At 58.8% G+C, this 21,365-nt stretch carries 13 protein-coding genes; 9 read left to right on the forward strand and 4 right to left on the reverse strand.

The window, feature by feature from the left end:
- On the reverse strand, positions 1–191 hold a 191-nt coding region (locus V5E28_RS45630; RefSeq protein ID WP_336216506.1), incomplete at its 3' end, for a hypothetical protein.
- Positions 192–391: 200 nt separating this feature from the next.
- Between V5E28_RS45630 and V5E28_RS45635 the strand changes: the two genes are divergently transcribed.
- The 9 genes from V5E28_RS45635 (at position 392) to brxL (ending at position 18,865) form a co-directional block, all read left to right on the forward strand.
- Positions 392–2,215 (forward strand): hypothetical protein, encoded by a 1,824-nt coding sequence (locus tag V5E28_RS45635; protein WP_336216507.1) that lies wholly within the window; start codon positions 392–394, stop codon positions 2,213–2,215.
- 379 nt (positions 2,216–2,594) lie between these two features.
- A complete protein-coding gene (locus V5E28_RS45640; protein WP_336216509.1) occupies positions 2,595–4,796 on the forward strand; it encodes an McrB family protein in 2,202 nt (733 codons plus the stop codon).
- Positions 4,793–6,019 carry an McrC family protein gene (locus tag V5E28_RS45645; protein ID WP_336216510.1) on the forward strand — a complete coding sequence of 409 codons (1,227 nt, stop codon included), beginning with the start codon at positions 4,793–4,795 and terminating at the stop codon, positions 6,017–6,019. Before V5E28_RS45640 ends, V5E28_RS45645 begins: the two co-directional genes overlap by 4 nt.
- A 445-nt stretch (positions 6,020–6,464) precedes the next feature.
- Positions 6,465–7,175, forward strand: coding sequence for a hypothetical protein (locus V5E28_RS45650; RefSeq protein ID WP_336216511.1), 711 nt, complete (start codon positions 6,465–6,467; stop codon positions 7,173–7,175).
- On the forward strand, positions 7,172–7,732 hold the full coding sequence (locus tag V5E28_RS45655) for a hypothetical protein (protein WP_336216513.1): 561 nt from the start codon (positions 7,172–7,174) through the stop codon (positions 7,730–7,732). The genes V5E28_RS45650 and V5E28_RS45655 overlap by 4 nt, the downstream gene beginning before the upstream one ends.
- Positions 7,729–11,205 carry a BREX system P-loop protein BrxC gene (gene brxC / locus V5E28_RS45660; protein WP_336216515.1) on the forward strand — a complete coding sequence of 1,159 codons (3,477 nt, stop codon included), beginning with the start codon at positions 7,729–7,731 and terminating at the stop codon, positions 11,203–11,205. Before V5E28_RS45655 ends, brxC begins: the two co-directional genes overlap by 4 nt.
- Positions 11,206–11,219: 14 nt before the next feature.
- Positions 11,220–14,441 carry an Eco57I restriction-modification methylase domain-containing protein gene (locus V5E28_RS45665; protein WP_336216516.1) on the forward strand — a complete coding sequence of 1,074 codons (3,222 nt, stop codon included), beginning with the start codon at positions 11,220–11,222 and terminating at the stop codon, positions 14,439–14,441.
- A complete protein-coding gene (pglZ, locus tag V5E28_RS49895; RefSeq protein WP_442945983.1) occupies positions 14,438–16,750 on the forward strand; it encodes a BREX-1 system phosphatase PglZ type B in 2,313 nt (770 codons plus the stop codon). Before V5E28_RS45665 ends, pglZ begins: the two co-directional genes overlap by 4 nt.
- Before the next feature lie 69 nt (positions 16,751–16,819).
- On the forward strand, positions 16,820–18,865 hold the full coding sequence (gene brxL / locus V5E28_RS45670; protein WP_336216518.1) for a BREX system Lon protease-like protein BrxL: 2,046 nt from the start codon (positions 16,820–16,822) through the stop codon (positions 18,863–18,865).
- A 678-nt stretch (positions 18,866–19,543) separates the two neighbouring features.
- Here brxL and V5E28_RS45675 read toward each other — a convergent pair.
- The 3 genes from V5E28_RS45675 to V5E28_RS45685 form a co-directional block, all read right to left on the reverse strand.
- Positions 19,544–20,257 carry an AAA family ATPase gene (locus V5E28_RS45675; RefSeq protein ID WP_336216519.1) on the reverse strand — a complete coding sequence of 238 codons (714 nt, stop codon included), beginning with the start codon at positions 20,255–20,257 and terminating at the stop codon, positions 19,544–19,546.
- Positions 20,258–20,388: 131 nt separating this feature from the next.
- Positions 20,389–20,862: an NUDIX hydrolase gene (locus tag V5E28_RS45680; protein ID WP_336216521.1), complete on the reverse strand. Its 474-nt coding sequence runs from the start codon at positions 20,860–20,862 to the stop codon at positions 20,389–20,391.
- Positions 20,863–20,918: 56 nt separating this feature from the next.
- A complete protein-coding gene (locus V5E28_RS45685; protein WP_336216522.1) occupies positions 20,919–21,185 on the reverse strand; it encodes a winged helix-turn-helix domain-containing protein in 267 nt (88 codons plus the stop codon).
- Between the last annotated feature and the right edge of the window lie 180 nt (positions 21,186–21,365).

Below are 21,365 nucleotides of genomic sequence, written 5' to 3' on the forward strand. Positions count from 1 at the left end.
AGGAGAGGGGTGGCTGTACTGCTGATGTACGTGCCCTGACCTGCCTGAATGCCTCGCGCCGCTTGCATGATCTGAAAGATCATCCCGCGAATGTCCCAACATCCAACGAGGCTGGCTTTTGTTCGCACCTGGATGTAGTCGAACCTGCCGATCGTCACGCGGCCCGGTCTCGGTGGCAGAGCAAAGATCACGTCCTCCCAGGGTACGCAATTGTTGGCCCGCCCGCAGAACGCCCCCAGGCCCGTTGATAATCCGGCCAAGCTACGCCGATCCTGGACATTTAGCGAAATAGGGCAAATAAATAAGGTTTGATTGCTATCTGGATCACATTTTCGTTAATCATCTATTCGAGGACTAGCGAACGGGCGGCAGGGCGGATTAGCGTCGGCTCATGGCGATGCCCGACGAACACCCCCTTCCCGTGATTCAGCCAGAATGGCTTCGACCGTATTTCTCGATCATCGTTCTTCGGAACACGGCTAGGGATAAGAAGCGAGCGATATCGCAGCTCATTGATTTCCTTAAGGTTCCAGTTCAACGTTCAGGCAAGGAGCCGCCTGTTATTGTCGCCGACGGTATAGCGGCAGTGGACGACGCCATGCCCTACCGTGTGAACGGTTTCATTTATCGGCAGGATTCCCGGCCGAGTTGGGCGAATGACCACACCGGATTCGTTGACACCCGGCATTCGCTTGCTCTTGCGCTCACGTACAAGGAATTCGTCGCAGTTTACTGCGATAACCATCTCAAGGGTCGGCTGCAGCGGTGGCTTACTCGCCCGCCGATCCCGCCCTTCGTCCGAGTCCCGCCGGAGGTATTCCAAGGGGCGCTGCTCCAGGGAGAGGCGCGAGGGTTGTGGCTGCAAGGGACGCACACTCGGCGGGCCACCCGTCCCGACACCAAGAACCTCAGCGGCCAACGCCTTCAGGACGCCCTCAACCCGTTGGAGGACAGCTCGTTCGCTTTCTCCTCCGCTCGAGCCAGCCTGCCACCCGCGGACTCACGCCAGGCGCTCACTGGCAGCATCGGAACAACGCCGAGTGACGCTCTCATCTGGGGAAGGGGCACTAATTACTTCGATGAGTTCGTTGAGATGGTTCTAGAGGCGCTTCGGCTTCTTGAGGAGACGATCAATGCTGGCGCCGAGGTCGTTCGCCCCTTTCCCATTTTGGCCGTTCGATCCTATGACCTGTCGGGCGTTCACAACGCGTTTGATCTCGCCACCACACCTCCCGACGAACTGTCGTCGGCGCTCGGCGCCTATGACGAACTAATCGATGCGGCGCAGCTGCTGGAGCGAGCGCTTCTTGAGGTACGCGGGCAGTGCGATTCGGCGGACTTCGTTGTAGACGTAGGCCTCGAAGGCGCTCATTGTGGAACGCTCCAAGGAGTTGTGCGGCTGGAATCTGGCGCTGTTCGAGTGCGGTTTGGCTTTCACAATGAGCCCACGAGTCTGCCTGAGGCCCGGCGAGTCCTGGATGCGTTGCAGTACAGCGACCAACTCATTAAGATCTATTACGAATCGGGGCACATGATCCACGGGAGAAGCATCTTCCAACGGCACGTGCAACCGCATGCCTTCCATCATTGGCAGTGGGCCGACTTCACTGGCTACGAGATCGCCCGTGAAAAGCCAATCGGGTCTTCACCGGCGGAGATCCACAGCAAGGTGGGCATGGCCGGCGACCTCTCGCTCTTCGGCTGGGTTGTTAACGCCTTCTCATCTGGTTGGCTGACCTGCGATGACGGGCCTGGCGAGATTGCTGACTTCGTGCACATCGACAACGACGGCACCTTGAGCCTGATCCATGTCAAAGCGGCCAAGAGCAGTGCCCGGTCGCGCCGCATTGCAGTGGGGCCTTACGAAATCGTGGCGAGTCAGGCAAGCAAGAATTTGATCAACCTCGACCCGTCCCGATTGCGGGACCGGCTCGAGTCGTCACCGGCACCACAGCCGGCTACGTGGGTGGAGGGCATCCGGGTGGATAGCAGAGAGGACCTGCTGGATGCGCTCAGCTGTCGAAGCCCAAGGGATCAGGCCCGGGTGGTCATTGTCCAACCTCATCTGAGCAAGGTGCTGTACCAGCGAGCCGGAGGCCTGAGTCCTATGGAAGAGAGCTTCCGGCTCAACCTTCTCGAAACCCTCTTGAACAGCGTGCGAGGTTCCGTGACGAGTCAGGGAGCCGAACTCGTCGTCATCGCTAGCGAGCGTTAAACGTCCTGGTCCTGGGCAGCTTGCGCCACGTAGATGGCTAGCGCCCCCTGAAGGGTTCGAACTTGCGGCACTTGCTGTAGAAGAGTGCTGGCATTACTGGTTGTTCGCTAAGGATGACCTGCACAAATACCCTCAGCGGTACTCGCCGCGCGATCATCCCGCGCAGGTCCCGTGCTTCTGAGGGTCCTTTGGCCGTTGATCGAGGCGGTGATGTTCGTCTGGCATAGCTTGGCTGCCGTGTTCAACCCGCGGTGAACGTTGGACGTGGTGGACATCTCCAAGCACGCTCTGACCTGCCAGGTCTTCGAAGACCAGAAATGCCTTCTGATCAACCCAGCGTAACGTCATGCAAGATGCCTGAGGATGTGTAGGACACTTCATGCGGAAGGGACTTATGGTGGATTGGGAACAGGGCGTCATCGTATGCCGAGCGGCACGCCAGGTAGTCGTAGGTGGTGTTCTGGCAGGGGAGTCCTCGTTTGCTCCCGGCCTGCGCGCCTGGACAACGGATGCCGCGGACGAGCTGTTCCACCGGTTCGTGGAGAACTTCGACGAGTCCTCTGACGAGTTCCTGGTCAAGCTCAAACGACAGATTTCCGAGGGTAGCGACGAGGCGATCGTGCTTGCCGCCGAACTGCTCTATCTCAACGTCATGCCACTGAGCCCGGCCACAATCGGCGTCAATCGCAAATTCGAGATCCTGGACAGCGTGCTGTCGTGGGCATCCTTCGAGGTGAAGGTGCCCGACGAGTTGGCTGCGGCGACCTCACCGGGCTACATGAAAGGTGGCCAAGCGTTCCTCAACTACCGCTGGGCCCAGTTCGCGTTCCTCATCCGCCTCACGCAGCTGTTGGTGAAGCTACCGCTCGACGAACGGGAATCGGCTGTGCGGGATCCGTGGCGCTTCCGGGACCTGGCCGAATCGGTGCTCACCGACTACGACGGCAAGTCGCGGGCCCGCGCGCAGTTCCACGTGCTGCTGTTTTTACTGTTCCCCGATGTGTTCGCCCCGGTCTCGGTTGAGCGCAACAAGCAGCTTATCCGGGATGCCTTTGCCGACCGGCTGGCAGAGCCGACCGGGGATCTCGATCGTGATATATACGCCATTCGCCAGCAGATCGAAGCAGAACACGTTGGACGGTTCAGCTTCTATGACGAGCCCTGGCGGTCTCGCTGGGAGCCGCCTCCGCCACCACGGCCGCAGAAGGGCTGGCTGGTGCGAGGGGCCAACGTCGACGGCATCAACGCGATCCCAGTGTGGCTGGCCGATGGGTTTTGCTCAGTCAGCTTTTCAGACATTGAACAACTACCGGCCGGCGCGTCCCGACAGCAGGTCAAGGACGCCGTCGCTGCCGGGCTTCCCGAAGCCAAACAAGGCAGGAAGGACGTCGCGGCTGGGCAGCTATGGCGTTTCCTCAGCGGCTTCCAGCCTGGTGATCTAATCGCGACTGTCGACGGCGATGCCGTCTACGTCGGTACCATCACCGGCGACGCGTACTACGACGATTCCGCCGGCCGGAGCCTGGCTCGCCGCCGCTCGGTCGAGTGGAACCCCATTCCTATGAGCCGCCAGACTCTCCCCGAGGAAGCGCAGGCCAAGCTCAAGACCGCTATGACGATCGGCGAGCTGACCAGTGTGATCGCGGCGCTGGCCACCGGCGCCGGACTGGAGGAACAGCTCACCGACGAGGTGCTGGCCCAGGACGAGACCCGCGACCTGATTATCCCAGCACTCACTCAGGAATTCGCCGACGACCTGCTCATGCCACTCGGCTGGCTACAGGAGACCGCCGACCTGCTGACCGCCAAACGGCAGATGATCCTCTACGGCCCTCCCGGCACCGGCAAGACCTACCTCGCCACCAAACTCGGTGAGGCGCTGGCCGGCCCTGATCGTACCAACCTGGTGCAGTTCCACCCCTCCTACGGGTACGAGGACTTCATCGAAGGCTTCCGCCCCCGGCTCGGCGAGAACGGCATGATTGGCTTCGACCTGGTGCCCGGCCCCTTCAAGAACGCTGTGGAGGCCGCGGAGAAGGAGCCGGACCGGCCTTATGCCCTGGTCATCGATGAGATCAACCGCGCCAATCTGGCCAAGGTGTTCGGTGAGTTGTACTTCTTGCTGGAGTACCGCAACCACGAGATCACCCTGCAGTACTCGCCGGACGAGCTGTTCAAGTTGCCCAAGAACGTCTTCGTCATCGGCACGATGAACACCATCGACCGCTCGGTGGCTTTGATCGACGCGGCCATGCGCCGCCGGTTCGTCTTCCGCGCCATGGCCCCGGACCGGCTCCCGGTCGATGGGCTGCTACGCCGCTGGCTGGAGCGCGAGCAACTCCCCGTTCTACCCGCGCTCCTGCTGGAGGAGGTCAACCGCCGCCTGAATGACCCCGACCGCGCCATCGGCCCCTCCTACCTGATGACGCCCAACGTGGCCACCCGGCGCGGACTGGAACTCATTTGGACGGCGGAGATCCTGCCCCTGCTGGAAGACCAGCTCTACGGCAAACTCGACGACATCGAGGCCGAGTACGGCCTGCCGGTCCTGCTCGCCGCGCTCGGCCACACTTTGCCATGACCTTGCATCTCCACCTCGCCGAGGCCACCGCCAGTCCGCCCCGGCCCCTGACTCCGGCGCAGGTCGCCACGCTGGCCACCGTCCCCGAGCTGGTCATCATGACCCCGACCGTGGGTGGACGGTGGCGGCTCGCGGGCCGCCAGCGCGTTGGGACAGTACGGCTGGGCCACAACGATGGCGCCATAGAGCTACGCATCCAGCCGAAACTGCCCGTCCAGCGGCTCCTTGGCCTGCTCGGTGACAACGACGATATCTGGCAACACCACCAGATCACCGCTGCCACCGACGACCTGCTCGTACCCGCACTCGCCACCGTGTTCGCCCGCGCAGCAGAGCGCGTGCTTCGCGGCGGGGTTCTGCACGGCTATGTCCACCGCGAGGACGCTCTCACCGTCGTGCGGGGCCGGATCCGGACCAGCGCCCAGCTGAGCCGCCGGATGGGGCTGCCCACCGCGATCGAAGTCGCCTACGACGACTACCTGGCCGACATTCCCGAGAACCAGATACTGCTCGGCGCAATCGAGCTCGCCCAGACCCTGCCTGGCGTCGCGGACACCACGATCACGCTGCTACGCCACCTGAGCGGGCGGCTCGTCGGCGTTGTCCTCGTCCGACCCGGGGCACCGCTGCCGTTGTGGCGGCCAACCCGGCTCAACGAGCGCTATGTACCCGCGCTCCAGTTGGCTGAACTGATTCTCTCTGGGGCCTCGCTACAACAGGAGGGTTCGCAGGCAATAAAGATCGACGGGTTCATCCTGAACATGGCCCAGATCTTCGAACGCTTCCTCACCAGACAATTAGCCACTGGGCTTTTGCCGCACAGCTTGCGCTGCGTGGCCCAGAAAGGGCATCGGCTCGATCAGCAGAGGCGGGTCCTCTTCCAGCCCGACATCCTCATCTATCGCGACGGTCGGCCCACCGTGGTCGTGGACGCGAAGTATCGGACTCTGGACGGTGCTCCGCCGACAGGGCATCTGTTTCAGATGATCTCCTACTGCACCGCTCTCGGCCTTGCCGAGGGACACCTCGTCTATGCCTCCGGGAGGCCGTCGGCGGAGCCGTACCGGATCAAGAACTCGAACATCAGAGTCCACGTGCATGTCCTGGATCTCAACCAGGGGCCCACGGACCTGGCAATCGCCGTAGCCTCGTTGGTCGACCGCCTCGCAGCACGTTCCGAAGGACCAGACATGGCGACTGTCCCTCTGCCAGGCAACCGGTGAAACCGACCCATGACACCAAGCGGGACAGATCCAATCCCGCTGTAGGAGAGGGCGCGGGTGAACTGTCGCCTTGTATGGGTGAGCTGCTGAAGCGCTCCGAACAGTCTATGTTGCTCACATGATCATCCCGCACATGTCCCGTACGCGCGGCGGCGGCCACCACATCGTCCGGTGGCAAGCGAACCCGGAACTGGCGCGAAGGACTGCACTTCCACACCCACCCGCCTTAGTGCTCCACTCGGACATAATGCTACAAAATGGCCCATATGTCCATATTCGTGAAGGAACGAGATCTGCAAATCACCCAAAACGGACTCGCTGTCCCACGAGTGGTCTCCATTGGCGTGCGGATCTGCCCCTGCAGCTACTACGCTGAACCATGAGCTAGTAGATCAAGTCGAGGGTGAAGCGGCTAATGGGGCGAGCAACGCAAGGGACGCGAACCATGCTCGTCCGGCGCAGTATTGCGCTGGGCGATCTGGAGTCGTTGTTGACCTCCACGGATCAGCAGGCCGATCATGCTGCGATGCGATCCGCGATCATTGAGGACAACCTCCTTGCCAAGGGCACTGGACAAGCACGCCAGAACTCGCTTCGCCAGCTCACCTACTTCTACGGCCTCGACTCAACCATGCCGGCCTTCACTGTGTTTCGCAGGCTCTACTCCCACTATCCGAGGGAGCAGTCGATCCTGGCCCTGGTGCTTGCTTGCTCGCATGATCCAGTGCTGCGGTCCGCCATCGCTTACATCGTCCGCCAGCCGCCAGGTTCGATCGTCTCTCACAAGGCACTCGCTGAGGTCGTGCTAAAGGCAGGCGCAACCTATGGTCCGGCCAGCCTGCATAAGATCGCAGAAAACGCGCTTGCGTCGTCTACGATGGCTGGAATTACGAGGGGTGTGCCTGTGCGGCGTGCAGAATTTCAGCCCGGAGCAGCGAGTGCAGCTTATGTCGCGTGGCTGGCTCACAAAGCAGGAGCTTCGGGGAGTGCAATCTTCGATTCTGCTCTTTTCGGCTGCCTCGGTCTAGAGCAAGCCGCTGTGCGCGAGGCATGCGTTGAGGCAGCTCGCCGTTCGCTCCTTGAATTGAGGGCGGCCGGCAATGTCGTTGAGATTACCTTCCGTCTATTTGAGGGCATCATAGCGGAGGCAAAATGAGCACGCTCGTTCAGCGCCTTGCGGAGGCATACGATCGTGAGGTTTCGTTAAGGTGGCCAAGTAACCTCTCCAAGGCGGAACGGGTTTGGATGGTAATCTATCCGCCCTCGGAAGAGAGGCGTGTTCGCCTACATAAGGCTGAGTTCGAGCTCGCCACAAAAAGGGCTGGTCATGGATGGTTAGAAATTGACCTTTCTCACGCCTTTGGGAAATGGTTGATTTCACACGAATATCGTGAAGCCTATTTTGAAGAACCTGATGAGCTCGGCCCCGCCCTCGAGATCGACTTCCCACGGGATATCGTAAAAGCAATCTGTAGTCAAGCCCACGATGCGAACGTTGACGCAAATACTGTGGTCGCGCTTACGGGGGTAAGCGGACTGTTCGGCATCGGCAGTGTATCTGAACTTGTCGTACAGTTGCAGGAAGCAATATCGGGCCGACTTCTCGTATTCTTTCCTGGCAGTCACGAAGGTAACAACTACAGATTTCTGGACGCACGTGATGGTTGGAACTATCTAGCCCGCCCCATCGTTGCTACGGAGACCGCGCCATGACAAAAAACTGGGAGGTCTTCGCAACTGACCCCCGAAATTTTCGGTTGCCGAATGATGGCGTTGCCAAGTTTGACCGCCTAGACAACCATGGCGCATGGGCAGTACTAAGTCACGAGCTGCGGAGCTTCGTCTGGACCGGCGGATATAAAAATGGGGTTGAACGCGTTCTCGGCCAATATCTGGCAAATCTGGGACGTACGGGTCAACATCAGCCGTCCGTCTGGGTAAGCGGATTCTACGGCTCGGGGAAGTCGCAATTTGTCCGCGTCCTTCAGCATCTCTGGTGCGACACACTACTCGAACCTGAAGGGGTTCGGGCCAGGGATCTCCTCCGCCTTCCCGAGGAGATCCGTGTATATGCTACAGAACTCTCTGGGGCTGGGCGTCGAGAGGGAGGACTTTGGTCTGCTGCTGGGACACTGTCGGCTGGCTCTCGAACCAGTGCAAAGCTGGCCTTTCTTTCGATCATATTTCGCGCAGCTGGACTGCCAGAAAAATACGCACAAGCCCGGTTGATGCTCTATCTGCGAACGAATGGACACGAGGAGAAATTTCTCGAGGAGCTGCGCAAAAGAGGGAAGGATGTCGACGCTCTCACAAATATGGGCGTCTCTCCAGAGGTACACAACTCCCTCATGACGATACCGGGATTTGGGGACTCGCCTCAGGCAGTCAAAGACGCACTCAAGCAGACATATCCTAATGTCGCAGATATCGCTATCGACGACCTGTTGATGACGCTTCGGGATGTGTTTAATGCGCAGTCGAACGTGGCTGGGAGAATACCACTGGCCCTGATCATCCTAGATGAGCTGCAGCAATTCATTGATGATAACAACTCCCGGATGCTGGACGTTCAGGAGATTATTCAAGCTGTACAAGGGGAATTTCAGCGCCGAGTTCTCATTGTCGCTACTGGTCAGAGTCAGCTAACCGCGACTCCGGTGCTTCGAAAGCTGAAGGACAGGTTCTCCGTACTGGTGCATCTAGAGGACGTCGATGTTGAAGAAGTCCTCCGCCAGGTTGTCCTGCCCAAAGACCAATCGCGAAAGGCCGAGCTCGATGAAGCCCTAGAAATCGTTTCCGGTGAGATCAGCCGTGAACTGAACGGGTCGCGCATTGGTCCGACTGCCGCGGATTCCTCGGTGCTCGCTGCGGACTATCCGGTTCTGCCTGCGCGACGTAGGTTGTGGGAAGCCCTCCTTAGAGCTCTGGACTCAGGAGTATCCGCACATCTGCGTAATCAGCTAAGAATCACCCATGAAGCAGTTCAATTTGTGGCCGACCGAGATCTCGGGACGGTGGTGGCAATTGACTTCCTATATGACCAGCAACGCGGGGAATTGACTAATAGCGGTCGACTATTGAGAGATGTCGATCTGAGAATTCAACGGCTACGCCAGCAGACTGGAAACGGCTTACTGAAGGCCAGAATCTGCTCGGCAGTTTACCTGGTAAACCAACTTCCCGAAGATCCTGCAACTGATTTAGGAATCCGCGCCACTGCCGGCGTTGTGGCGGACCTCCTTGTTGAGGACCTCGCAGCTGACGGTCCAAAACTTCGTGCACAATTGCCAGCACTACTTGAGGAGCTAGTAAGCGAAGGCCTTCTGCAGGAGACTGACGGGCGTTATCAGCTTCAGACTCCGGAGGGGCAGGAGTGGCAGGCCGACTTCATTTCGCGACATGCGCGAATCCGCAGCGACGACTCGCGAATTGCAGTAGAGCGCGCGAGTAGACTTAAAGCTGCCATACAAGGGCAGCTGGGAAAGGTCGCGGTGCTGCATGGGACGAGCAAGACTCCGCGAAAGACCGTGCTCTCGTACGGTGATGCAGCCCCGTCTCCCGACACATCGGTTATTCAGTATTGGGTCCGCGATGGATGGAGTACGGACGAAAGGACGGTTAAAGGTGAGGCGGCCGCCAAGGGAAGCCAAGATCCGACGGTCCATGTGTTCATCCCCAACCAAGATGCGGAGGCGCTGAAGGCGGCGCTGATCAACTTTCTGGCAACATCCGAGGTCGTACAAACTCGACCGATACCTACCTCGGATGAGGGTCGTAATGCTAGGAAGTCCATGGAGAGTCGTCTGGAGCGGTACGCCCGGGAACTCGAGGAGCAGATCAGTGCCCTCTGTCGCGCCGCTACGGTTTATCGTGGCGGCGGGGGAGAAGTCTCGGGAACGTCTCTCAGAGAGCGACTCGTAGATGCTGGATCAATAGCTGCCGATCGGATGTTTTCAGACTTTAAGATCGTGGACAGCGCGGCATGGGATAGTGCCCTTAGAAATACCTTGCTGGGTAAGCTCGACGCGCTAAAGCATGTGAACTGGACGGGGGAGGTGAGAGAGCATCCTGCCGCCAAGAAACTGCTTATGTTCATCGGTGCTGGTCAGCGGGGACAGGACGTTCTCAAGCACTTCGAAGGAGCCCCGTTCGGCTGGCCCAAGGACGCTGTCGCAACGCTGATCTTGCTCCTTCTTAGAATGGACGTACTCGTTGCCAGGCTCAACGGCACCATAGTCGACCCCTCTACGCTCACCGCTGGAAAACTCGGTGCGCTTGATCTCAGGAATCAGACTATCTCCGCTTCGGTGGATCAGAAGATGGCCTTCCGGCGTCTTGCTCAAGTCGTCGGCAGGCGGGTGTCCTCTGGAGAAGAAGCCGGCAACGCATCGACAGTCCTCCAAGCAATCCTGGACTTAGCTGCAAAGGCTGGTGGCGAAGCGCCCTTGCCGCCGCGTCCCGATGTTCTCGATCTCCAAGAGTTCCTCGGTCTAACCGGCGTTGAACAGGTGGTGAGGCTCGCCGAAAACCACGTTGACCTCTCTCGCCGTCTCAAACTGTGGAACAGCCAGGCCGAGCTGGCATCCGGGCGCCTGCAGACGTGGCGGGTGCTGGAGCGCTTGGCCGCAGTGGGGACTCCTGGTGGCGGCGATCCCGAGCTAGCGAGCAAGATTCAGGACGTTCGGGTGCAGATACAGGCGATCTCAACTAACCGATCACTTCTTGACGCGGTGGATCCGGTGGCCAGGCCCTTGCAGGAGTTGGCCAGCCACCTACGGTTGTGTCTGAAGCAGCTGTTCACACAATATGAGGATGCACTGAATGCGGCAATTGGCGGTATTGAGGCTTCGGCTCTTTGGCCAGAGATACCAGCTCATGATCGAGAAGCGGCTCTGAAGAACTTCGGTCTCGTTCCCGAAAAGGCTCCGGGGGTGGGAACGACAGTGGAACTTGTGACCGCACTAGAGCTGCGCTCGCTCGCTGCGTGGGTTGATCGCATCGACGCAGTTCCCACAAAAGCGCAAGCCTTGCTTGGCGATCTTGCTCGGCGGCTTGAGCCGTCAGTGCAGACCGTCGTGATTCCTAAACGGACCTTGCACACGGCTGAGGATGTCAACGTCTACGTGGAGCAGCTGCGCACCTTGCTCACCGAGCAAGTGGCTATCAGCCCTGTTCTCCCCAGTTGAGTGAGAGAGTGCACATGAGTTCGTTGGCCAGTGACCTTCGCGCACGTCTTCAACGTGCTGTTGGTCGTGCCCGCACTATGTCTGAGCAGGCTGCACGTACGGCTCTAGATACCTTGGGCGTGGTCCAGGGTATCGCGCCTCGGACCCTAAGCGCTGAGGAACGACGGCTCAGGGTGGCGCTTCGCTCACGTCTACGGCAGCTAGGCAATGATGTCGACGAGCTGGTACGGGCGTGTGCCTACGAGCAATGGCACCGAATGCTCTTTGCGCGTTTCCTTGCAGAAAATGATCTCCTCGTGCATCCAGAATGGGACTTGTCTATTAGTCTCGAAGATTGTGAAGAGATAGCCTCCTCCACCCCGGGGGCGGATCGATGGACCATCGCCGCGGATTTCGCATCTGGCATGCTACCGGGGATATTTCGAATAACTGACCCCTTGCTCATGGTCAAGTTTGCGCCCGAAGGAAGGATCGCTCTCGAACGGGTCCTGGACGAGCTGACACCTGAGATGTTCCAGTCAGATGATGCTCTGGGGTGGGTGTACCAGTATTGGCAAGAAGCTCGCAAGGACGAAGTAAATCGTAGCGAAGTGAAAATTGGTTCAGCAGAGCTTCCTGCTGTCACGCAATTGTTCACCGAGCGTTACATGGTCCGCTTCCTCCTAGAAAACACCCTAGGAGCGTGGTGGGTGAGTCGAAATCCTAACAGTCCACTCAACTCTAGTTTCATCTTCCTGCGCTACCTCGAAGATGGAACGCCTGCCTCTGGAAAGTTTTCGGAATGGCCCGATCGTGCAGCCGACCTCACATGCATAGATCCCTGTTGCGGGTCGGGTCACTTTCTCATCGAGATGTTCGACATGCTAACGGCGATGCGCATGGAACAGGAATCGCTCGACGCGAGATCCGCAGGTGATGCTGTACTTCGTGACAATCTCTTTGGGCTTGAGATAGACGAGCGGTGCATCGAGATCGCGGCATTCGCTCTGATGCTGCAGGCTTGGAAGCGCGGTGGTTATCGGGCGCTGCCATCGTTGAATCTGGCATGCTCAGGGATTGGGGTCGGTGGACAACTAGCCGACTGGCTTCGGCTCGCAGGTGACGATGAGCTTCTTAGAAACGGGCTGCAATCCCTACACGAGCTGTTTCAACAGGCTCCCACTTTGGGGAGCTTGATCGATCCTAAGCGGCAAGCTGGGGGCCTCCTGGCTGCGGACTGGGAGAAACTCGAGCCTCTGGTAAGTCGAGCTCTAGAACTTGAGCAAGATAATCCTGTAGCGGTCGTAGCCGGCCAGGCTGCGGCGTCGCTAGCCAAGGCAGCTTCGCTTTTGGCCAAGCAATATCATCTGGTCACTACTAACGTTCCATATCTTACTCGTCGGCGCCAGGATGATGTCTTGCGCAAGTTTTGCGAGCAGAGATATGCGGAAGGAAAGGACGACTTAGCCGCTGCCTTCGTTTTGCGTTGTGCAGAGATGACGGTTAGCGGTGGGGCCTACGGGACGGTTAGTCCACAAAATTGGACAACTCTCAGCAGCTATGAAGACATGCGGAGAATGTTGCTCAAGGAGCAATCCTTCCACCTCTATGCGCGCCTTGGCCGGGGAGCCTTCGAAGCGATCGGTGGTGCGGTTGTCAATGTGGTGCTGCTGATAGTGGGCACGATGCAGCCCTCTCGTGAAACTGTAATGTATGCGCTCGACCTAACTGGCACTGTTGAGCCCTCAAAGAAGCGCGACGGTCTACTCAATAGCGACCTTAGAGCGATTTCACAGGATGCGCAGGTGCGGCACCCGTCCTCAACAATCCTTGCGGAACGCCTTAGTTCGCATCAACTGCTTGGAGCCTATGCCGATAGTTATGCGGGGATAGTTTCAGGAGATGGTCCCAGATTTATCCGCATGTTCTGGGAAGTGCCCGTTGATCAAGGAGTTTGGGCACGCTTTCAAACCACCACGGCAGATTCTAGCGTCCCATATGGAGGGTGCAGCTTTGCGCTCCTATGGGAAGATGGCAATGGTCGACTACGTCGTTTTGGAAGAGAGAATCAGAAACGACTCCACAACATAGACCAGCGAGGTCGCTCCGCGTGGGGTAAGCCCGGCATTGCAATAAACCAAATGAACTTGCAAGCGGCCATTTATAGTGGCGAACTATTCGATTCGAATGTCGCAATAATTACTCCCAGATCGCCGGAGGACTTCGATGCGATTTGGCACTTCTGTAGAAGTCGAGCGTATCGTGACCTCGTTCAAAAGATCGACTCGAAGCTGAATGTAACCAATGCTACTTTAGTGAAGGTGCCGTTCGATATTGCGGCGTGGCGGACATTTGCTTCCAGTTCGCCGACTCCATCCGAGCCGTATAGTCGCGATCCTACGCAATGGCTCTTCGACGGTGTGATTCCTGATGCCCTCCATCCATTGCAAGTCGCTGTCGCTCGTCTATGCGGCTACTCCTGGCCGGATCAAAAGGCTGACGGGTTGGACCGAAACGTCGATAACGACGGTATCGTATGCTTGCCAGCTGTACATGGAGAATTGTCGGCGAGTGACCGGTTGGTAAGGCTACTTGCCGACGCATATCAGGATAAGTTTCACGCGAGCCTTATTGATCGTCTTCTAGCTGACGCAGGTTATAGTGGCAGGTCACTTCAAGAATGGCTTTGGACCGGCTTTTTCTCACAGCACTGCAAGATATTTGGAGATCGCCCATTTATCTGGCATGTGACCGACGGGCGTAAGGATGGGTTCTCGGCTCTTCTGAACTATCAGGCCCTCACGCGTGCCAAACTCGAGAAGCTTACTTATGCGACCCTTGGCTCATGGATAGAACAGCAAGCTCTTGCAGCTCAGAATAGTGTCCCTGGGGCAGATGTTCGCCTGGCGAGCGCAAGATCTTTGCAGGAGAAACTGGGTCTTATCCTTGATGGAGAACCACCCTATGACATCTATGCTCGCTGGAAGGCGCCGAAGGAGCAGCCAATCGGATGGCAGCCTGACCTTGATGATGGTGTACGCATAAATATTCGGCCCTTCATCATGGCGAAGGTGCTTCGTCATTCCGTTAAAGTGCACTGGCGACCTGACCGCGGCAAGAATCAGGACGGCACATCCCGAATCAACGACCTCCATTTGTCGATAGCCGAGAAGCAGGCCGCTCGAGCTATAGGAAGCTCTTCCGGAATCAGAGCTGAACCTTTGCATCAATTGACGCTTGGTGATGAGGCATCATGAAGACGATTCTAGACCGACTCATCGACGGTCTGCGAACTAGCGCCTCGACAAACGCAAACGACCGAGTGGCCCCTGTAGCTATATTGTGGCCGGATCCCACACGATCCTTTGAGGCCATCATTCCGCTGCTTCGTGCGCGGAATGTGCCGTTGTGTGAGCTGGGGGACTATGCACCCGCCTACCGTCGCGGTTCCGCCTATTACGTACGGTGTCTTCTTGCTGGCGACCTCGACTACTCGTTGATTGATGCTCTCAGTGATACTGAGCTAACGTGCCCAATCGTCTATCTCCCCGGATTCGGGCGGAATGATCTGCGGGCCGTTGAAGATTGCCCACTTGAGCTTCGACCGCTTGCGGAGCTGCAGTACTCTGGAGCACTGTTTGTTCAATCAAACGGGAGCGACTGGAATGTAGGATCGTGGCTTCGCAGTCCAGCAGGGGCAAACCTAGACCTCGCTTCGGATCAAGCCACGCAGCAAGCGTTAGGGCGGACGGGTTCTGTTCTCTTTCAGCTTGAGATCAACCAATTACGGGCCTTGGGCCGGCTTCGTGCTGGTGACTTGGATGAACTAATTACACCGGATCCGGCACGTAGCCTGCTTCTGTGGATATCTGAGCCAGCATCTATTGTTTCGGGGCATATCCATGACTCATTCGCGGCAACGTGCCTCGCAAAGTACGGCTTCGATATCCGTGAGGGAAATCTTGCTGCTGCTGAGCGATTGGGACGCCGCAATGGTCCCTGGTCTGAGGTTTGGGATCGATTCGTCGACGCACCGCAGCGCTATGCGGGGATTCCTGCGCTGCTGGGCCGGGTTAATGGGATAGATTCCCATTTTCCCGATTCGTGGCCTCAGCACAACGACGAGTTGGAAAGTGAGTTGCGTGCGCAACTTGCGGAGCTAGACGGCGCACTTCCGGGGGAAGCCAGCAGCGCTATAGCCCGATTCGAAACACGTCACGGCGCTAGACGTGGATGGGTATGGGCTCAATTGGGCCAGGCTCCTTTGGCGATTGCGGTCGGTCATCTACATACCTTGGCGACACTGTCCGTGTCTGCCGTTTTTGTGGGCACACCAGTCGAAATGGCGACTGCTTATGAAACTCACGGTTGGATGGTGGATGCCGCAGCACTCGCTGCGTCGGCGGCCGTGAGCAGTCCGGCAGACGTTGCCGCGGTGCGAAAGGCGCTACGAGCCATCTACAAGCCCTGGCTCGAGCGCTCGGCGGAAGTCTTCCAGAACGCGCTCAGCTTGGCTCTGGAGTCAGGTTCGTTCCCAGAGTGTGGAAAGCCGCTCCCAGAGGTGTCCGACGGTGAGTGCGTCATGTTTATCGATGCCTTGCGGCTCGATCTTGCGCATCGTCTGTCTCACCTGCTCCAGCAAGCCGGGGCGCAAGTGGCGATTGAAACCTCGTTGGCATCTCTGCCCACTATAACGAAGACTTCAAAATACGCCGTTAGTCCAGTTCCGGCGGCGTTCGGTCCTGGTGACCAACTTGGAGCGGCGCAAGTAGGCAGTTCTGTTGCGGCAACTGCTGATCACCTCCGCAAGGCGCTGGGTGATGCAGGTATCCAGGTTTTGCGCGACGGCGAGACTGGGGATCCGACAGGGCGGGGTTGGACTGAGGCTGGCGACATTGATGGCAAGGGGCACAATCAATCGGCATCCTTTCCTCGTGCGCTTGACGCAGAGCTTCAGCTAGTAGCAGAGCGGATCTCAGACCTCCTCGAGGCAGGTTGGAGGAGTGTTCGAGTCATTACTGATCACGGATTCCTCCTACTTCCGGGAGGCCTACCCAAGGCGCACTTAGATCTTGCATGGACTGTCGAACGTAAGGGTCGGTGCGCCAGGCTTAAGCTTGACGCTCCCACCACAGGCCCCACCTATCCATGGCGGTGGGACCCTGACGTTCGAGTGGCGGTTGGGCCGAATATCTGCTGCTTCGAGGCGGGTAAGGAGTATGAGCATGGCGGCGTTAGCCCGCAAGAGTTGATCACTCCCCTCATTACAGTGGCAGGCGGGGGTGTCGCAAGAGTTGGCCAACCCACCCTTGCGGTCAAGTGGAACGGAATGAGGGCGATCGTCAGTGTCACGGATGGGCCTCGGCGTGCATATGTCGACATCAGACGCAAGGCTGGCAGCGCAGCGACCAGCCTCCTCCAACGCCCGGTGAAGCTTGGAGACGAGGGCCAAGCTCGCATCCTCGTGACTGATCCCGATATGGAGGGGGATGCCGTTTTTGTGGTACTTCTGGTGGCCGATAGTCTCGTAGCCCAGCAGACCACCAGCGTGGGGCAGGTCGGGTAGATGTACGCACGTCCCACGGCTGCCGGCTGGGCACGGCACACTGTCTAGCAGGCATGGGAGGTGAGGCCAGTGGAGCTTGATGAGCTCGATGTCCTTGGGGCGAAGGCGTTTGAGGGCTACATCGTGCGCAAAGATCTTGCGTTGCGGTTTAAGGGTCAGTATCCCGTGCCTACGTACGTCGGAGAATTTCTCTTGGGCCGGTACTGTGCAACCACAAACCAAGACGAGATCGATGAAGGTCTTGACATAGTTCAACGGCTGATGAGCCAGAGAACAATTCGTGCGGGCGAGCAAGAGCTCTTCAAATCACGGGCACGTGAGGATGGGTCTTCCAAGCTGATTGACATCATCACGGTTCGGTTGGATACAGCAAGTGATTCCTATTTGGCTACTCTCCCGAGTCTTCAGCTAACGGATGTCCGAATTTCGGCTAGTCTGGTTGCTGAGAACGAACGCATGCTTACGGGCGGTTTTTATGCCGAACTCGAGCTTGAGTACGAGGCGCTTGAGGCCCAATCCACGAAGGGACGCCCGTTCCGGGTTGCTTCGCTACGGCCGATACAGCTATCTACGCGCGATGTCCTTGGGGAATTGGCTCGCGGCCGTAGGCAGTTTACCGCTGATCAATGGAAACGCTTTCTTTTGCGAAGCATAGGTTTTGAGCCCACTGCACTTAGTGGACGTGCCCAAGACGTTTTGCTTCTCCGTATGGTGCCCTTTGTGGTTCGGAATTATAATGCGGTAGAGCTAGGTCCGCGAGGAACGGGAAAGAGTCATCTCTTCCAGCAGATCTCTCCGTATTCTCATTTGATCTCAGGCGGCAAGGCGTCCGTAGCGCGAATGTTTGTGAATAACTCGACTGGCCGGCGGGGGCTGGTGGCTCAGTATGATGTTATCTGTTTCGATGAAGTTTCAGGAGTCTCCTTCGATCAGAAGGATGGCGTCAATATTATGAAAGGCTATATGGAGTCGGGAGAGTTCTCTCGAGGGAAGGAGAGCATTCGAGCCTCTGGTGGGATTGTGTTCGTGGGGAATTTTGATGTTGATGTTGAGCAGCAGCAGCGCCTTGGTCATCTGTTTGGGCCGCTGCCTTCTGATATGCGGAATGACACGGCCTTCATGGATCGCATCCACGCCTACCTACCCGGTTGGGATGTACCCAAGCTTCACGCTGACCTCTTCACTCCCCATTTCGGTCTAGTGAATGATTTTCTCTCGGAAGCATGGACTCAACTGCGTTCCGAAAACAGATTGCCGTCTGTGCTTAGTGGGATTGGGCTGGGCTCGGCCTTGTCCGGGCGCGACACGACAGCTGTTCACAAGACCCTCGACGGTCTCCTTAAACTCCTGTATCCAGATCCTGATATGCAGGTTCCAGAGGAAGATATTGAGTGGGCTTTGAGACTTGCCCTAGAATGTCGCCGAAGAGTGAAAGAGCAGCAGAAGCGGATCGGATCCGCCGAATTTCGGAATACGCACTTCTCGTATCGGCTCGGTGAGGGGGGTGTTGAGCAATTCGTGGTTACTCCCGAACTCTCGAGTGAAGATACAATTGCGGCTGATCCGCTTCCATCTGGTCAGGTCTGGGCTATCAGCCCTGGTGGAAGTGGGGAACATTCTGGGCTTTTTCGTATTGAGGTTAATGTCGGCCCGGGATCTGGTGTCAGTATCGTGAACCGTCCGACGCCTCCGCCCATGAGAGAGTCCCTTCACTGTGCAGAAGCCAATCTACTTTCTAGGGCAAGGGAACTTGTAGGCGATCACGATCCGCGCAGATTTGAGCTCACAGTTCAAGTAAAGGCATTCGACGCCGCCCGTAGCGGTAGCTCCATTGGGGTTGCAGCGCTCTTGGCGTTCTGTAGTTCGCTGCTCAGTCGTAGTTTGAGGGGAGGGTTAGTGATCGCCGGCGGTCTCAATCTTGGCGGAACGATCGATCCGATACCCAATGCGGTGGATATGGCGGAACACGCAGTCGAGAGGGGCGCTTCAACGCTACTACTTCCCATCAGTGCTCGCCGTCAATTGATGGACCTTTCGGACGATATGGCTACTAGGCTTACAGTGCTTTTCTATGCAGACGCCCGGGACGCCCTGCTGAAAGCGCTGGCTGATTGAGTGTTTAGCTTCGGGTTTGCGCTTGGAACGTCGCGCGTATGGGTAGTCGCTTAACTTCGTCGAAGGTGCGGATGCTGATTCGCCTTGCTTATTCCCGAAGCTGTGACAGAGCCGCAGCGGCTCCTTCGGTGGCAAGGTCCGACGAAGGAGGGCCGCGGCAGCCGATCGCCCTAGCATGGCAGGTGAGCAGCGAAGTGGGCGATCGTCACGGCCTGACTCTGCTATCAGGAGGCGTCTCCCTGGTTTGGCGCGGGCTGGCGCTGGCCGCGACCGGCCGAAGAGCCGCAGCGCGGCCAACGGCCAGCCTGCGCGCGTCGCTGGCGGCGCGCGCCTTGAAACCGTGGAGAAAGTTCTCATCCATCGCGCCGTCATCCGTTGTCCTGTTCCGGTTGATGCTTCACACCCCTTCGGCTGACCTGCGTTCCTGGGTGATCGGTGACGATCATGTGGGGAGGTCCGGGTTGGCGCTGGTGGAGCTGAACGCCTGGAGCGGCGTCACATCCTGTCCTGGCCAGGGAGATGGTTTACACGCCAGTCGCAGGACGTCGGTGACGAGTATTGCTCTCGCCGCGGGCAGGTCGTCTGATTAGGGCGATTTCGGCCTGGCGAGGATCCTTGTCAACGTCTCGCGGGCCTGGTGGGCGAGACTGATCGCGGTCCCGAGCCGATTGTCGACGGTTATGTGTGCTGTGGACGGGCTGGTCTCGGTGTCGAGGGTGCTGGCATACGCATCCCAGTTCTGGAGCTTCCACGCGTCGCGGGCGTCGCCGCGAAGTTCGATGTGCTTGCGCATGGATTCGGTGTCGGAGCGACCCACACCACCGCGACGTCGACGCCTCTGGCGGCGCAGCGAGTGGTCAGGTGGGACACCCAGTTGGTGTCGGTCAGTTGAGCAACGAACGGAGCCGACAGGACGGCTGAGGTCCCCGCGTTGAGGTTGTCGAATGCGGCCTCCATCAGACAGCGGTACTCCAGTGGCCGAACCTCGCTCAGGTAGAGCTGGGTGTGCCGGTCGTGGGGGTCGCCGCCGAGGGCGATGAGCAGGCGCTCGACCAGGGGGCGTGTCAGGGAGTCCTTATCGATGAAGGCCCAGCCGGTGATGTCGGAGAGAAACCGGGAGAACTCGGTCTTGCCCGATCCGGCGTAGCCGGCGACGAGTATGAGGATGGGGTTGGGGCTGCCCTGGCCGTGGTGTTGTCGCCACGCGTCTACGACGCGGTTGAGGAGGATGTTCTGCTTGGCATTGGCCGGGTGGCCTGAGACCTTCGCCAGGGTTTGTTCGATCACCTGGGCAGCGGCGTTGTCGCTCGCAGAGTCGGTTGGCTGGGGCAGGCCCAACAGGGGTTTTTGCGCTTCGGTCATTTCATCAGGGAAGCAGTAGGCGGAAACCAAGGGTGGGCTCATTGCCTGAACACATCCTTGCCCCTGCTGGCGACGACGCGGAGCCAAGTGCGAGTGGCCGTCCTGATCTGTAGGGCTGCTGTCGTCGCGATCAAAGCCTCGCACCATTGGCGGGTGGTGGTTCAGCCGACGTGCGGGCTGTCCCCTCGGAGATAGTGGTTGATCCTCAGTCGCATGGAGGGGTGCATGCCGTAGCTGTCGAGCTCGTGCGGAGGTACCCAGCGGACTTCCCGTGATTCCGTGCTTGGAGTCGGCTGGCCGCTGACTGCCCGGGCCGTGAGGACGAGAGAGAACTCCTGCCGAACTTCGTCGTTGCTGGTGTAGTGGATGACGTGGTGGGGGTCGCTGTAGGTGCCGACCAGTCCTGTGATCTCACAGGTGATTCCGGTCTCTTCGAGAGCCTCGCGGGTCGCGGCCTGTGGGATGGACTCGCCGAGGTCGATGGCGCCGCCGGGAAGGGCCCAATTGTCGTTGTCCGTGCGGCGGATGAGTAGCAGCTCGCCGGCCTCGTTGGTGACCACGACGTTCACGGACGGGACGAGGTTGTTGGCGGCAGGCGCGCTCGGGTCGTTGTAGTAGTCGATCCGCTGGCTCACGTCCCGGGAGCCTACTCCGCCGAGGGGCTGTCGTTGGGACGGTCGGCAGCCTTGCCCTATTCGGCCTCGCCGTCGGTCCTAACGAAGCTGCCCAGGTTGGGGACGGTGTAGACCTTGCCGGCGCCTCTGAGGCGTTCCATCGCCTTGCGTATGGTTGGGCGGGCGACTCCGAACTCTTCCATGAGCTTGACCTCGGAGATCTTGAACTTGGGTCCCCACTCGCCGGAGTCGATGCGCGCCATGAGGACTTCGAGGATCTGTTCCCAGCGGGAACGGTCCTCATCGAACTCCCAGGTGCGCGTGTGCTCGACATATCTGGCCACGGTATGAGAGTAGGAGGGCGTTTCACGGCCCTTCACTCCGGATCGTGAAGCTCCATGGAGCTGCACGGAGTAGACAGGGACTTACAGGCTTGCTAGCTTGAAGGTATGGCGTTGGTGGGCGAAGGTCCAGAGCCCCTCCGGGTGAGGCTCCGCAGGTGCGCTCCGGCTGGCCGCCCCGTG

It is taken from the genome of Nonomuraea sp. LPB2021202275-12-8 (genome assembly GCF_037044575.1).
In the GTDB taxonomy this organism is placed as follows: Bacteria; Actinomycetota; Actinomycetes; order Streptosporangiales; family Streptosporangiaceae; genus Nonomuraea.

What these genes read in the sequence shown, in the direction of transcription:
- V5E28_RS45640 (WP_336216509.1), top strand. Translation starts at nt 2,595, where the DNA reads ATGCGGAAGGGACTTATGGTGGATTGGGAACAGGGCGTCATCGTATGC.
- V5E28_RS45645 (WP_336216510.1), top strand. Translation starts at nt 4,793, where the DNA reads ATGACCTTGCATCTCCACCTCGCCGAGGCCACCGCCAGTCCGCCCCGG.
- V5E28_RS45665 (WP_336216516.1), top strand. Translation starts at nt 11,220, where the DNA reads ATGAGTTCGTTGGCCAGTGACCTTCGCGCACGTCTTCAACGTGCTGTT.
- brxC (WP_336216515.1), top strand. Translation starts at nt 7,729, where the DNA reads ATGACAAAAAACTGGGAGGTCTTCGCAACTGACCCCCGAAATTTTCGG.
- V5E28_RS45655 (WP_336216513.1), top strand. Translation starts at nt 7,172, where the DNA reads ATGAGCACGCTCGTTCAGCGCCTTGCGGAGGCATACGATCGTGAGGTT.
- pglZ (WP_442945983.1), top strand. Translation starts at nt 14,438, where the DNA reads ATGAAGACGATTCTAGACCGACTCATCGACGGTCTGCGAACTAGCGCC.
- V5E28_RS45650 (WP_336216511.1), top strand. Translation starts at nt 6,465, where the DNA reads ATGCTCGTCCGGCGCAGTATTGCGCTGGGCGATCTGGAGTCGTTGTTG.
- V5E28_RS45635 (WP_336216507.1), top strand. Translation starts at nt 392, where the DNA reads ATGGCGATGCCCGACGAACACCCCCTTCCCGTGATTCAGCCAGAATGG.